This window comes from Salinicola avicenniae (assembly GCF_023736115.1).
Classification (GTDB): Bacteria; Pseudomonadota; Gammaproteobacteria; order Pseudomonadales; family Halomonadaceae; genus Salinicola; species Salinicola avicenniae.
Genome location: NZ_JAKQZC010000007.1, coordinates 149,854 through 162,821, shown reverse-complemented (window position 1 = coordinate 162,821; position 12,968 = coordinate 149,854). Strand labels below are relative to the sequence as shown.

The following is a 12,968-nucleotide window of genomic DNA, read 5'->3' as shown; positions in this document are numbered from 1 at the left end:
GGCCGCCGTAAGGAGTGGCGTATTCTAAGGATCCTGGCGAAGATGTCAACGTTTTTCTGTGCTGAATCCTGCGTGACTCCGTGGAGTCGATCCTGAAGAAGAGGCGAGCATTTTACGGCTTTGCTGCGTCGCGTCAAGTGATTTATTCAATCAAATCAAACGCTTGGCTTTCTTCTTCACTGCCGTCGAAACCCTGTCTCGTCGTCAGCGGATGCGTACTTTACGGACCCAACGCCGACTTGGCAAGGCCTGTTTGCCAAAAAGTTCGCTTCTCTTGTAAGACTTTAGCCAAAACCCGTGCGTGGCGGTGCTTGCCGCGCAATAGCGCCCCGCCATCCGTCTCATATCACCCACAGATCCATGAATGTCGCGACGGACGTCGCTTCCAGTCGCGCCTGGTCGCGGCACAGTGCATCGAGTGTCTCGCAACGCCCCGGCGGAAAGCGTGTCGCAAGGTTGGCGCGAAACTTCTCCTCGAGCTTCGGGATCCCCTCGGCTCGGCGGCGGCGGTGCCCTAACGGGTATTCGACGGCGACCTGTTCCGTCGACGAGCCGTCCTTGAAGAAGACCTGGATCGCATTGGCGATCGAGCGCTTGTCCGGCTCCAGGTATTCACGCGTGTAACGTACGTCTTCCTTGACCTCCATCCTGTCGCGCAACGCATCGATGATCGGATGACGTCGATGGAAGCCATCTTCGTAATGCTCGGCAGTCAGGTCACCGAACGCCAGCGGCACGGCGATCATGTACTGCAGGCAGTGATCGCGGTCGGCCGGATTGGCGAGCTCCCCTACCTTGGAAATGATGCGGATCGCCGACTCATGCGTGGTCACCACGATGCGATCGATCTGATCGAGCCGTTCGCGCACCTGGGGATGCAGCAGCACCGCGGCCTCGGCGGCCGTCTGGGCATGAAACTCTGCCGGGAAGCTGATCTTGAACAGGACATTTTCCATGACATAGGTGCCATAGGCCTGAGGCACCCGGAACTGCCGCTCGCCTTCCGGCTTCACCTTCTGGTCTCGGTTGGTCTTGCTGAACAGGACATCATAAAAGCCCCATTGTGGCGCCGACAGCACGCCCGGCACCCCCATCTCGCCACGCAATGCAATATCGGCCAGGCGCACGGCACGAGAGGTGGCGTCTCCTGCGGCCCAGCTCTTGCGCGAGCCGGCATTCGGCGCATGCCGATAGGTACGCAGGCTCTGGCCGTCGACAAACGCGTGGGATAGCGCCGAGAGCAGTTGCGCGCGATTGGCGCCCATCAGCTTGGCGACCACCGCGGTCGAGGCGACCTTGACCAGGACGACATGATCGAGCCCAACGCGGTTGAAAGCGTTGTCGAGCGCCAACACCCCTTGGACTTCGTGCGCCATGATCATGGCTTCCAGCACGTCGCGCATGGTCAGCGGCGCTTCGCCACGAGCCAGGCGCCGCTGAGAAAGGTAGTCGGCGACGGCCAGGATGCCGCCCAGGTTGTCGGAGGGGTGCCCCCACTCGGCCGCCAGCCAGGTATCGTTGTAGTCGAGCCAGCGAATGAGGCAGCCGATATCCCAGGCGGCCTTGACCGGGTCGAGCCGTAGCTGCGTTCCCGGCACCCGCGCCCCCGCCGGCACAATGGTCCCTTCGGCGAGCGGCCCCAGATGCTTGGTGCACTCGGGAAAGCGCAGCGCCAGCAGACCGCAACCCAGGGTATCCATCAGACAGTTGCGCGCGGTATGCAACGCCTCCCGGCTCTCCACGCGATAACCGAGCACGTAGTCGGCAATCGCCTGCAGCTCGGGATCGTAGTCGGGTCGCTGGTTGAGATCGACATTGCTGCTCATGACACGACGTCCTCACACACGAAATGGAGACGGGACGCCGCAAAGCCGACACCCCGCCGATGAACGGCACGCACCGACTCAGCGCGCCTCGAGCGGCACCCAGTCGCGCTGCTCGGGGCCGACATAATCCGCGCTAGGCCGAATGATACGGTTGTTGGCACGTTGCTCGAACACATGGGCGCACCATCCCGTCAGGCGCGAGCAGACGAAAATCGGCGTAAACAATTTGGTCGGGATGCCCATGAAGTGATAAGCGCTAGCGTGGTAGAAGTCGGCGTTCGGAAACAGTTTCTTTTCGCGCCACATCACCTGATCCACACGTTCGGATACCGCGTAGAGATGCGTATCGCCAACGTCGTCCGCCAGCCGTTTTGCCCACTGCTGGATGATCGCATTGCGCGGGTCCGACTCGCGATAGATAGCGTGTCCGAAGCCCATGATCTTGTCCTTGCGCTCGAGCATCGCGAGAATCTGCCGCTCCGCCTCGTCCGGCGCCGACCAGCGACTGATCATCTCCATGGCCGCCTCGTTGGCCCCTCCATGCAAAGGTCCGCGTAGCGACCCGATCGCCCCGGTCACACAACTGTGCAGATCGGACAGCGTCGACGCGCAAACTCGCGCCGTGAAGGTCGAGGCGTTGAACTCGTGCTCCGCGTAGAGAATCAGCGAGACATTCATCACCCGCGCGTGCAGGTCGGATGCCGGCTTGCCATGCAACAGATGCAGGAAATGCCCCCCTACCGAGTCGTCATCGGTCTCGGTCTCGATCCGCTCACCGAAGTGGGAGTGGCGATACCAGTAGTTGAGGATCGAGGGCATGACGGCCAAGAGCCGCTCGGCATGACGCTGCTGATCCTCCATGCGCTGCTCGGTCTCGAGCGTCCCGAGCATCGATGTGCCGGTGCGCAGCACGTCCATGGGATGCGTATCCGAGGGAATCTGCTCCAGCACGCGCTTCAAGGGATCGGGCAGGCCCCGGCGACGCTTGAGGTTGGCGATGAAAGTCTCCAGCGCTGCCGGCGTCGGCAACTCGCCTTCGAGCAGCAGATAGGCAACCTCCTCGAAGCGCGCGTTCTCCGCCAGCGTCTGAATGTCGTAACCGCGATAGGTCAGCCCTGAGCCGCTCTTGCCGACCGTACAGAGCGCGGTGGCCCCGGCGCTCTGTCCTCTCAACCCGGTGCTCTTGATCGCTTCCGCCATCATCGCCTCCCGCCGCTTAGCTGCGGCCTTTCTCGAAGAGTTCATCGAGCTTGCGCTCGTAGGCGTGGTAACCGAGAAATTCATACAGCGCGTCGCGAGTCTGCATCGACGCCACCACGTCGCGCTGGTGCCCCTTGTCGTGGATATCCTGATAGACCTGCAGCGCCGCCGCGTTCATCGCCCGGAACGCGGAAAGCGGGTACAGCACCATTCGGCACCCTACCCCGGCCAGCTCCTCCTGCGAGAATAGCGGTGTCGCGCCAAACTCGGTGATATTGGCCAGAATCGGCGCCTCGACTCCTTCGCAGAAGGCGCGGTAGTCATCCAACGTGTGCACCGCTTCGGCAAAGATCGCATCCGCACCGGCAGCGACACAGGCATTCGCCCGGTCGACCGCAGCAGCCAGCCCTTCCTTCTGAAACGCATCGGTGCGCGCAATCAGATAGAAGTCGCTGTCCGTCCGGGCATCCGCTGCCGCCTTGATCCGATCGACCATCTCCGCCTGCGACACGATCTCCTTGTTGGGCCGGTGTCCACAGCGTTTCTGCGCGACCTGATCCTCGAGATGCACGGCCGCCACGCCGGCACGCTCCATCTCCTTGACGGTGCGCGCGATATTGAACGCCCCGCCCCAGCCGGTATCGATATCCACCAGCAACGGCAGATCGCTGGCCCCGGTGATGCGGCGCGCGTCTTCGACGACATCGTTCAGCGTGGTCATGCCGAGATCGGGCAAGCCATAGGAGGCGTTGGCCACACCCCCACCGGAAAGATAGAGCGCGGGGTGACCGACGGCCTGTGCCATCATCGCGCTGTAGGCATTGATCGCGCCGACGATCGGCAAGGGTCGATGGGTCGACAGCGCAGCGCGAAAACGCGCGCCCGGACTTTGTCGGGTCATGATTCATTCCTCGCGGTGTGGGCGTCGACGACGCCATCGTCACTATCCCCTAGCGCGCGGGCATAGCGTGCCGCCACGTTCTCGCGCGACGCGCTGACGTGTCGGCGCATCAGCAGCTCCGCCAGCTCGGCATCACCGCTCTCGATCGCATCCACGATCCGATGGTGCTCGACGAAAGCGCGCTGTGGCCGGGAGCCCTTGGCGCTGAATTGCGTCCGATACAGACGCACCAGATAATAGAGGTCGTCGCATAACAGCGTGACCAGCATGCGGTTGTGGCTGCCCTGGACAATGCGGTAGTGGAAGTCGAGATCCCCTTCACGCTGATAGTAGGCCTCCCCACTGGAGAGCCCCTCCTGACGCTCGTGAAAAGCCAGCACTTCACGCAATCCGGCAATTTCCTCGGACGTCATGTAGCGGGCGGCCAGACGAGCGGCCATGCTTTCGAGCGCTTCACGCACATCGAAAAGCTCCAGAAGCTCATCCATCGACAGCTTGACGACACGCGCACCGACATGCGGCACGCGCTCGATCAGACGGTAGGTCTCCAGCCGCCGCATGGCTTCTCGCAGCGGGCCACGCGAGATACCGTAGTGACTGGAGAGTTCGGGTTCGGTGATACGGGTACCCGGCGGCAGCTCGCCACGTACAATGGCGCGCTGCAATTGATGAAAGACTCGCTCGGCCAGCGTACGCACCACTGGCAGCTCGGTATCCGGATCCTGATTATCGGAAGAAGACATGGGCTCGATTGTTAACAATTAAAGACAATTGGGCTCATCATAGGATCGAAGCAAGGGCGTCGCAACGGTAAAAACGTCGCAGTCACCGCATCTTTGGTCTGATACCATCTCGAAACATGAACCTCATTGTCGACAATTAGGCGTCGATGCTGGTGGCCTCACTCGACAGCAGCCGCCCGACGCGGCGCGGCTTCTGATAAGGCAAGGCGTGATCGGCCCCTGGAATGACGCGACACGTCCATGCTGGCCTCGTCTCCGCCAGCCAGCGGTGGCACTCCTGTAGTGCCGTGTCGCTTCTCCCGCCTACCAGTGTGATGACATCGTGCTGCGACGCCATCAGGACTTCGCGGTCCCCGGCAACGATCGTCTCGGCGATACACGCCAATGCCCCGGCCAACCCCAATGGCCGCGCGAGAAGACGCTCTCGGGTCACGCGTTCGGCAACCGGATGACGCAGGCGCCGGGGCGCCACGAGATCCAGAAAACGGTCCAGGCCGAGGTCGCGCGTCTCGGGACGACCCATGTCCGCGGCGGCGTCCCGGTAGGCTTGTGCGATCTCTTGCATCGCGCCCGCTTCGGCGCGCTCCAGCATGGCGGGCTCCAGCAGGAAGGTCCTCTCGATCGTTGCCGGCAGCTGTTGCTTCAACGCCATCGCCACCAATCCACCAAAGGAGTAACCCGCCACATCGCATCGCACCGTACCGAATAGGGCCAGCAGCGCCTCGACGTCCGCCACGACGTGCTCCAGCGTAAAGCCCTCGTCGGCACCGATGACCGTCTCCCCGGTACCACGCAGGTCCGGGATCAACAGACTGTCCCAGGCCTCCAGGTAAGGCACCATCGGCAGCCAGGTCGGTTCGCCGCCGACGCCCGCGCCGTGCAGCAGCAACAGGCAGCCCCGACGGGATGCCACCGTCGACTCTCGGCGCTGCAGATGACGCCAGCGCAGCCGCCCACCGTCGCGTTTCAACCATCCCGCGCGACACGCAAACCTCTCGCTCATCGTGGTCACTCCCGCTACACTCGCCGCCAAGCATCCGCCACCCGAACGCGACCGACAAGTTCTCGGCGCATGATGACTCACGAGAGAAATGACTCCCGAGATAAAGGACTCCCCGGCTGACGCGAGACCGCGGCTCGAAATCGTCGCCCTTCCCTATCATGCCGACCCTGCCGTCTACTTCGAGCGACTGCGCCAGCGTCCCGGCGCGGCCATGCTGGACAGCGGCCGCCCCGAGGCTCCCGGCGGGCGCTTCGACATCCTGACAAGCGATCCGCTGCATACCCTGACCACGCGGGACGGTGTAACCCGCTGCGAGCCCGCACTCGCGCTGCCCGACGACCCGTTCGCCGCGCAGCAGGCACTGCTCGATCACGGTCTGTCGCACCGGCTGCCGAGATTGCCATCCTCCCTCGAGGCGGCCCACCGCGAGCTGCCCTTTCTCGGCGGCCTGCTCGGCTACTGGAGCTACTCGCTGAGCGAGCGCCACCGTCCCGACGCCGAGGCTCCCGACAGGCGCCCCGGCCCCGCTCTGCCGGCAGCACGACTGGGCCTCTATGACTGGGCGCTGATCCAGGATCATGACAACGCCCAGAGCTGGCTGGTCGCCAGCGCCACTCGACGCGCGCAGGTTCACCAGTGGCTGACGACACCGTCGCCGACAGGTGAAGCTTTCCAGCTCGAGGGCGACTTCACCAGCGATCTGACGCGGGGAGCCTATGGCGAGCGCTTCCGCCGCGTTCTCGACTATCTGACGGCCGGCGACTGCTACCAGATCAATCTGACACAGCGCTTCACCGCCCCGTTTCGCGGCGATCCCTGGCGGGCCTATCGTCGCCTGCGTCGCGCGACCCCCACCCCCTTCGCCGGCTACCTCGGCGGGTACGACCAGGCCATTCTCTCGCTATCGCCGGAACGGTTCATCGGCATCCGGGACGGCCATGTCGAGACACGGCCCATCAAGGGGACCCGCCCACGCGGCGCGACACCGGATCAGGATCGACAGCTCGCCGACGAACTGCGTGACAGCCCCAAGGATCGCGCCGAGAACGTGATGATCGTCGATCTGCTGCGCAACGATCTCGGCCGCGTCTGCCGACCGGGCAGCGTGCGCGTGCCGACGCTCTGTGGCCTGGAGAGCTACGCCAACGTGCACCACCTGGTCAGCGTCATCCAGGGGGAGCTGGCCGCCGATGCCAGGCCGCTGGACCTGCTCTCAGCCGCGTTTCCCGGCGGTTCGATCACCGGCGCGCCGAAACACCGCGCCATGCAGATCATCGACGAACTCGAGCCCAGCCGACGCAGCGTTTACTGCGGCAGCCTTGGCTACGTCGATCGCCGCGGTCGCCTCGACACGTCGATCGCCATTCGCACGCTTGTCGCGGATGCCGGCACCCTGCATATCTGGGGCGGCGGCGGCGTGGTCGCGGACTCGGAAGAGGAAGCGGAATACCAGGAGTCGATCGCCAAGATCGCCCATCTGATGCGCGCGCTGCATGGCGCCGATTCGCGCGACGACGAGAACGATTCCCAATAATCTCGAATTTGGAGTACCCTCGGCCCTTTTTCCGGCACACGATGATCGAATCCTTGAAAGCCACGACCGCTCCACGAATTGCCCACCCGGGTGGCTCGACCATCGACCGCTATCTGCGGCGCCAGCGGCGTCAGCGCTGGCTGGTCGTTGCCATGGCGCTGGCTACCCTGCTGTCACTGGTGACGGACGTGGCCACCGGCCCGGGCGCCTACTCACTGGGCGACGTCGTCAAGGCGCTGACGATGCCCGGGGAAGTGTCGCGGGTGCTCGAGGTCATTGTCTGGGACATTCGCTTGCCGGTCGCCTTGATGGCCGTGGTAGTCGGCGCCAGCCTGGCCGTCGCCGGCGCGGAGATGCAGACCCTGCTCAACAATCCGCTGGCCGACCCGTTCACCCTGGGCATCTCCTCGGCAGCCAGTTTCGGCGCGGCCCTGGCGATCGTGCTGGGTTTCGGCATCCTGCCGGTCGCCGGCACCCTGCTGGTCACGGCGAACGCCTTCGTACTGGCGATGATCGCCTCGCTGGCGATCTGGGCACTGGGCCGGCTGCGCGGGGTGAACATTCAGACCATGGTGCTGATGGGCATCGCCATCATGTTCTTCTTCAACGCTCTGCTCGGCGTCCTGCAGTACGTGGCTTCGGCCGAATCCCTGCAGCAGCTGGTGTTCTGGTCGCTCGGCAGTCTCGGCAAGGCCGACTGGGAAAAGGTCGGCCTGGCGACGCTGGCACTGGGGGTGACCCTGCCGCTCTTCTTCCGTGCCCAGTGGCGACTCACCGCCCTGCGCCTGGGAGACGTGCAGGCGAAGGCGATGGGCATCGATGTCGGCAAATTGCGGCTGCGCATGCTGCTCTGCTGCGCGCTGCTGGCCGCCACCGCCGTGGCCTTTGTCGGAACGATCGGTTTCGTCGGCCTGGTCGGCCCGCATATCGCGCGCCTGCTGGTCGGCGAGGATCAGCGCGTGTTTCTCCCCATGTCGGCGCTCACCGGCGCTCTCATCCTGTCGCTGACCTCGATTCTGTCGAAAGTCCTGATCCCCGGCATCCTGCTGCCTATCGGCATCCTGACCGCGCTGATCGGCCTGCCCTTCTTCGTCTCGCTGATCCTGCGTTCGCGTCGGGAGATCTGGGGATGACACTGCAGCTCGACGGCCTCTCCTGCGACCTCGGGGGAACACGCATTCTCCAGAAGGTTTCCGGCCTGCGCGCCCAACCCGGCGAGATCACCGCGCTGATCGGCCCCAACGGCGCCGGCAAATCGACGCTGCTCAGGACGATCGCCGGTATCGAGCATGGCCAGGGTGCCCTGTCTCTGGACGGCGCCTCGTTGGCGAGCCAATCACTGGAAGCGCGCTCGCGTGCACTTTATTACCTGCCGCAGGACACGAGCTCCAGCGCAGTCCTTTCTGTCTTTGAAGCGGTACTGCTGGCACGCCGCCTGCGTATCGCCGAAGCGCGCGATGCCGCGCTCGTCGCCGTCGCATCCGCGCTCGATTCGCTTGAACTGACGCCGCTGGCCGAGCGCGAACTGGCGGCGCTCTCCGGAGGACAGCGTCAACGCGTGGCCATCGCCCAGGCCATCGTTCGTCAGCCGCGCCTGCTGATGCTCGACGAACCGACCAGCGCACTGGACCTGCATCACCAGCTCCAGGTGCTGGATTACCTGCAACGCTTTGCCCAACGCGAGCAGTCGATTCTGGTCATCGCGATCCACGACCTCAACCTGGCGGCCCGCTTTGCCGATCACCTATGGGTACTCAAGGAGGGCCGCTCCGTCACCAGCGGCTCCCCCGGGGAAGTCCTGACTCCCGAGCGGCTGCGAGACGTCTACGCAATCGAAGCACACGTCGAGTGGCCCACCGGCGAGCCGCCCCGGGTGACACCGCTGTCCGCCCTGCGCTCGCTCGGCGATTCATAATTAAATCGCTTAACCGAACCTCGCTTGTAGATAATTTGGTTATATATAGACCTAACCAAACGATATTGGTCTTGCTTGGCCGCGCATTGCTAGAGTGCACCCATCACCTACACGTCGTACGGTTCCCGCCCGCCGCTGGGCTCGACCGTCCCACAGGAGTCATCCATGGCGCTAGACCTCGAAGCCCTGAACCGCGAGATTGGCCACGACCCGCTGGCTATCACCGAATTCGCGCTCGGCCTGGATCAGAAGGCGATCTGCACGACCAACTTTCGGCCTTTCGAGGCGGTTATCCTGCATCTGGTGACGCGGGTTCGCCCTGACATCCCGGTCATCTGGATGGACAGCGGCTACAACACGCCGGCCACCTATCGCTTCGCCGACGAATTGACACGCCTGCTCGACCTGAACCTGACGATCTACCATCCGCGTCGTTCGCGAGCGCATCGCGAATCGGTCGAGGGGCCGACGCCCGACATCGATGACCCGCGCCACGCGGCGTTTACCGAAGAGGTCAAGCTGGAGCCTTTCACCCGCGCCCTCCGGGAGACGGCCCCTGACGTCTGGTTCACTGCATTGCGCGCCGAAGACACGCCGGAACGTTCACGCATGCAACCGCTGTCGCGCAACGCCGACGGCCTGCTGAAAGTTGCGCCGGTGCTGCATTGGAGCGCCAAGGAGATGTACCAGTATCTCCAGCAGCACGACCTGCCCAACAATTTCGACTACTTCGATCCGACCAAGGTGGAAGACAAGCGCGAGTGCGGCTTGCACCTGCAGCACTAAGCCGCCGCACGCCCACCTCTCTGTCCCGGGCCATGGATATCGGCCCCTCGAAGACAGTGACCATCCTCACCGCACACAAAAAGCCCGCTCTATGGCGGGCTTTTTGCGCTGCGGACATTCCTATTATGTGGGCTCTGAATAGTCGCCCCGCCAACAGCCGCGATACAGTGGATGGCCGTTGCTCGGTATAGGGGCGCCAAGCCTACAACACCGGCAGCTCTACATCCTTGAACAGCTCGGCCTCGTGACGCGGACCGGCCGCCAACGCCGCTTCCACGGTATCGCGATCCAGGTGCGGCGCCATGCGCTTGACGAAATCGTACATGTAGGTGCGCATGAAGGTGCCCCTGCGAATGCCGATCTTGGTCGTCGAGCTCGCGAACAGATGCGAGGCATCCACGGCGACGAGATCGCTGTCGGCCACGGGATCGATCGCCATGTGGGCGACGATGCCCACCCCCAGGCCCAAGCGAACATAGGTCTTGATCACGTCGGAGTCCGCCGCGGTCAGTACGACGTTGGGCGTCAGCTCTCGTGACTTGAAGGCGTCATCCAGCTGCGAACGCCCGGTGAAACCGAAGACATAAGTCACCAGTGGATGCTCGGCGACGCGCTCCAGCGTCAAGGCTCCCGTCGCCAGCGGATGATCCTTCGGGACCAGCACGCAGCGATTCCAGCGATAGCAAGGCAGCAGCACCAGGTCGTTGAATAGCTCCAGCGACTCGGTGCAGATGGCGAAATCCGCGGTCCCCTCGCTGACCATCTGCGCGATCTGCTTGGGGGTCCCCTGCTGCATGTGCAGCGCCACGTCCGGGTATTTCTGGCGAAATTCGCCGATGACACCCGGGAGCACGTAGCGCGCCTGGGTGTGGGTGGTGGCGATCGCGAGGCTGCCGCGACGCTCGTCACTGTGCTCCTGTGCGACATGCTTGATGTCATCGACGGTACGCAACACCTTGCCGGCCAGCTCGACGATCGCCTCCCCTGCCGGTGTGACACGCGTCAAGTGCTTGCCACTACGCGCAAAGATCTCGACGCCAAGTTCATCCTCGAGCAGACGAATCTGCTTGGAGATGCCGGGTTGCGAGGTAAACAGGCTCTGGGCCGTCGCCGAGACGTTGAGCTGGTGACGCGTGACTTCCCAGATATAGCGCAGCTGTTGCAGCTTCATGATGGCCTCGCAGCGAATCGACTTGCCAATAAAGGTATAAAAACACTCTTTGGCATTACTTTACGCAATAAGTCGCATGGCGTGAAGAGGGGTGCAATGACGGTCAATCGGCATGAGAGACGAGCGTTTAATAACTTTGAGCTATCGTTGCCATAATCAGCGATATTTGCCACTCCCTCGTCCAAGGGCTAACATCGCCTCCATGAGCTCGAAGTCAGAGCGCAATGTCTACAGGAGTTAACGTCATGTCCAACAATGTCGATGTCACGGCCGTGAATTTCGAGCAGGAAGTACTGAACGCCGACAAGCCGGTATTGTTGAAGTTCTGGGCCCCGTGGTGCGGCCCGTGCAAGATGATGGCCCCGGTGGTCGATGAAGTTGCCAGCGAGAAGGCCGAAGAGATCAAGGTTGTCAGCGTCAATGTCGACGATGCGCCCGAAATCGCTTCCGAACAGGGTGTACGTGGCGTACCGACCGTCATGCTGTTCAAGTCCGGCGCCAAGGTGGCTTCGCTCGTCGGGGCGCAGTCCAAGTCGCAGCTGACCCAGTTCCTCGAACAGAACGGCTGATGGCTCTCGCCTAATATGAAAAAGGCCGCCCCTACCGGGGGCGGCCTTTTTCATGGTTGACAGGCGTCGACTCGTCTCGGCTGCTGTCGACGCCGCCTTCCAGATCCTCCTCCAGCTCCTCGAGCACCTCTTCCGCCTTGCGCTGACGCTGACGGCGTCGCTCTGAGGGCCCCAGCATCTTGGCAATCCAGCGCGTCTCCGGATGACTGTCCAGCGCGATCTTCAACGTCATGGTCAGCGGCACGGAGAGCAACATGCCGACAGGCCCCAGAATCCAGCCCCAGACGACCAGCGACAAAAACGCCACCAGCGTCGACAGCCCCATGGTGCGCCCCATCACGCGCGGCTCCACCAGATTGCCGAGCACGAAATTGATCGCCAGATAGGCGCCCGACAGCGTCATCGCCTTGACTACGCCGCCATCCGGCATCGCCAGCGTCAGCAGCACGGGCGGCACGGCGGAGATCACCGAACCGATGTTGGGTATGTAGTTGAGGACAAAGGCCAGCGTGCCCCACAGCAGGGCAAACTGCACGCCGACCAGCCACGCCGAGATCGCAACCAGCACCCCGGTAATCAGACTGATGACGGTCTTCACCGCCATGTAGCGCTTCAGGTTGAAGCTGAATTCGGTAAAACGTTCGAGGCTCGGCCCGGGGTTGGTCAGGGCACGAGCCACCTTCTGCCGGAAATCGAGCGTTTCGAACAGCATGAAATTGACCAGCAGCAGGATCACCAGGCTTTGCGACAGCACCAGCCCCAGACCACTGACGAAACTGGACACCCAGCTCTGATCCCCGGAGCCGTCAAGCATGTTCGAAAGCTCCTGCGGCGATACCGACAGCCCCTGATTCGCCAGCCACTGGAGAATATTCAGATAGTGCCCCTGCAGCTGACGCTGCATCTCCGGCCAACCGTCCATGAACATCGTGAAGCTATTGCCGAGTAGCGTGCCGAACAGCGCCAATACCGAGCCCAGCACGCAGAGCGTGATCAGCACCGCGGCATAGGAGTTGACGCCGCGGCGATAGAGCCAATGGACCGGTGACGTGCAGATCACCGCGACGAACAGCGATAGCAGGATCGGGATGATCAGGGTTTCCGCGGCGCGAAGCCCAGCGATAATGATCGTCAGCGACGCCAGCGTCAGCATCAGATTGAAGGGGACGTTACGAAACGTCGTTTCCTGTCCGGGCGACATCCTGGTCATCCTTGGGCGGTGAGGGGCGGCATGACCGCGACCATAACACGTTCGGGTCAGCGGTTCTCTAACCCTGCCAAAGCGCATGAACGGCAAACGGCCGGGCATCCGCCGGCCGC

At 63.2% G+C, this 12,968-nt stretch carries 12 protein-coding genes; 5 read left to right on the top strand and 7 right to left on the bottom strand.

The genetic code is table 11. The features are described from left to right. Positions 1–341: 341 nt before the first annotated feature. The 5 genes from prpD to MC381_RS17570 all read right to left on the bottom strand — a co-directional run bounded on the left by prpD (position 342) and on the right by MC381_RS17570 (position 5,673). Complete coding sequence (gene prpD / locus MC381_RS17590; RefSeq protein WP_251979065.1) at positions 342–1,826, bottom strand: 2-methylcitrate dehydratase; 1,485 nt, start codon at positions 1,824–1,826, stop codon at positions 342–344. A 78-nt stretch (positions 1,827–1,904) separates the two neighbouring features. Beyond that, positions 1,905–3,026 carry a bifunctional 2-methylcitrate synthase/citrate synthase gene (gene prpC / locus MC381_RS17585; protein WP_251979073.1) on the bottom strand — a complete coding sequence of 374 codons (1,122 nt, stop codon included), beginning with the start codon at positions 3,024–3,026 and terminating at the stop codon, positions 1,905–1,907. A 16-nt stretch (positions 3,027–3,042) separates the two neighbouring features. After that, entirely contained in the window at positions 3,043–3,927 is an 885-nt protein-coding gene (prpB, locus tag MC381_RS17580; protein ID WP_251979064.1) for a methylisocitrate lyase, read from the bottom strand. Next, positions 3,924–4,670 (bottom strand): GntR family transcriptional regulator, encoded by a 747-nt coding sequence (locus MC381_RS17575; RefSeq protein ID WP_251979063.1) that lies wholly within the window; start codon positions 4,668–4,670, stop codon positions 3,924–3,926. The genes prpB and MC381_RS17575 overlap by 4 nt, the downstream gene beginning before the upstream one ends. Positions 4,671–4,806: 136 nt before the next feature. Then, positions 4,807–5,673, bottom strand: a complete 867-nt coding sequence (locus MC381_RS17570; RefSeq protein WP_251979062.1) for an alpha/beta fold hydrolase — start codon at positions 5,671–5,673, stop codon at positions 4,807–4,809. Positions 5,674–5,761: 88 nt separating this feature from the next. Here MC381_RS17570 and pabB point away from each other — a divergent pair, with 88 nt between their 5' ends. From pabB to MC381_RS17550, 4 genes are all read left to right on the top strand, one after another. Continuing rightward, a complete protein-coding gene (pabB, locus tag MC381_RS17565) occupies positions 5,762–7,207 on the top strand; it encodes an aminodeoxychorismate synthase component I (RefSeq protein ID WP_251979061.1) in 1,446 nt (481 codons plus the stop codon). Positions 7,208–7,260: 53 nt separating this feature from the next. Continuing rightward, positions 7,261–8,340 carry a FecCD family ABC transporter permease gene (locus MC381_RS17560; RefSeq protein WP_251979060.1) on the top strand — a complete coding sequence of 360 codons (1,080 nt, stop codon included), beginning with the start codon at positions 7,261–7,263 and terminating at the stop codon, positions 8,338–8,340. Next, positions 8,337–9,122 (top strand): ABC transporter ATP-binding protein, encoded by a 786-nt coding sequence (locus tag MC381_RS17555; RefSeq protein ID WP_251979059.1) that lies wholly within the window; start codon positions 8,337–8,339, stop codon positions 9,120–9,122. The genes MC381_RS17560 and MC381_RS17555 overlap by 4 nt, the downstream gene beginning before the upstream one ends. Positions 9,123–9,287: 165 nt before the next feature. Next, positions 9,288–9,908, top strand: a complete 621-nt coding sequence (locus MC381_RS17550) for a phosphoadenosine phosphosulfate reductase domain-containing protein (protein WP_251979058.1) — start codon at positions 9,288–9,290, stop codon at positions 9,906–9,908. A 202-nt stretch (positions 9,909–10,110) separates the two neighbouring features. On the opposite strand, the gene cysB is transcribed toward MC381_RS17550, so the two are convergent. Continuing rightward, on the bottom strand, positions 10,111–11,079 hold the full coding sequence (gene cysB / locus MC381_RS17545; RefSeq protein WP_251979057.1) for an HTH-type transcriptional regulator CysB: 969 nt from the start codon (positions 11,077–11,079) through the stop codon (positions 10,111–10,113). Positions 11,080–11,324: 245 nt separating this feature from the next. On the opposite strand from cysB, the gene trxA reads away from it, so the two are divergent. Continuing rightward, the gene (gene trxA / locus MC381_RS17540; RefSeq protein WP_251979056.1) at positions 11,325–11,648 is read left to right on the top strand and encodes a thioredoxin; all 324 of its coding nucleotides are present in this window, start codon (positions 11,325–11,327) and stop codon (positions 11,646–11,648) included. A 31-nt stretch (positions 11,649–11,679) separates the two neighbouring features. Here the strand turns inward: trxA and MC381_RS17535 are convergent, their stop codons facing one another. Next, on the bottom strand, positions 11,680–12,849 hold the full coding sequence (locus MC381_RS17535) for an AI-2E family transporter (RefSeq protein ID WP_251979055.1): 1,170 nt from the start codon (positions 12,847–12,849) through the stop codon (positions 11,680–11,682). Positions 12,850–12,968: the final 119 nt, after the last annotated feature.

Excerpts from the sequence above, each read along its gene's own strand:
- prpD (WP_251979065.1), bottom strand. The coding sequence starts at position 1,826 with ATGAGCAGCAATGTCGATCTCAACCAGCGACCCGACTACGATCCCGAG.
- trxA (WP_251979056.1), top strand. The coding sequence starts at position 11,325 with ATGTCCAACAATGTCGATGTCACGGCCGTGAATTTCGAGCAGGAAGTA.
- pabB (WP_251979061.1), top strand. The coding sequence starts at position 5,762 with ATGACTCCCGAGATAAAGGACTCCCCGGCTGACGCGAGACCGCGGCTC.
- MC381_RS17575 (WP_251979063.1), bottom strand. The coding sequence starts at position 4,670 with ATGTCTTCTTCCGATAATCAGGATCCGGATACCGAGCTGCCAGTGGTG.
- MC381_RS17550 (WP_251979058.1), top strand. The coding sequence starts at position 9,288 with ATGGCGCTAGACCTCGAAGCCCTGAACCGCGAGATTGGCCACGACCCG.
- prpB (WP_251979064.1), bottom strand. The coding sequence starts at position 3,927 with ATGACCCGACAAAGTCCGGGCGCGCGTTTTCGCGCTGCGCTGTCGACC.
- prpC (WP_251979073.1), bottom strand. The coding sequence starts at position 3,026 with ATGGCGGAAGCGATCAAGAGCACCGGGTTGAGAGGACAGAGCGCCGGG.
- MC381_RS17535 (WP_251979055.1), bottom strand. The coding sequence starts at position 12,849 with ATGTCGCCCGGACAGGAAACGACGTTTCGTAACGTCCCCTTCAATCTG.
- MC381_RS17570 (WP_251979062.1), bottom strand. The coding sequence starts at position 5,673 with ATGAGCGAGAGGTTTGCGTGTCGCGCGGGATGGTTGAAACGCGACGGT.
- cysB (WP_251979057.1), bottom strand. The coding sequence starts at position 11,079 with ATGAAGCTGCAACAGCTGCGCTATATCTGGGAAGTCACGCGTCACCAG.
- MC381_RS17555 (WP_251979059.1), top strand. The coding sequence starts at position 8,337 with ATGACACTGCAGCTCGACGGCCTCTCCTGCGACCTCGGGGGAACACGC.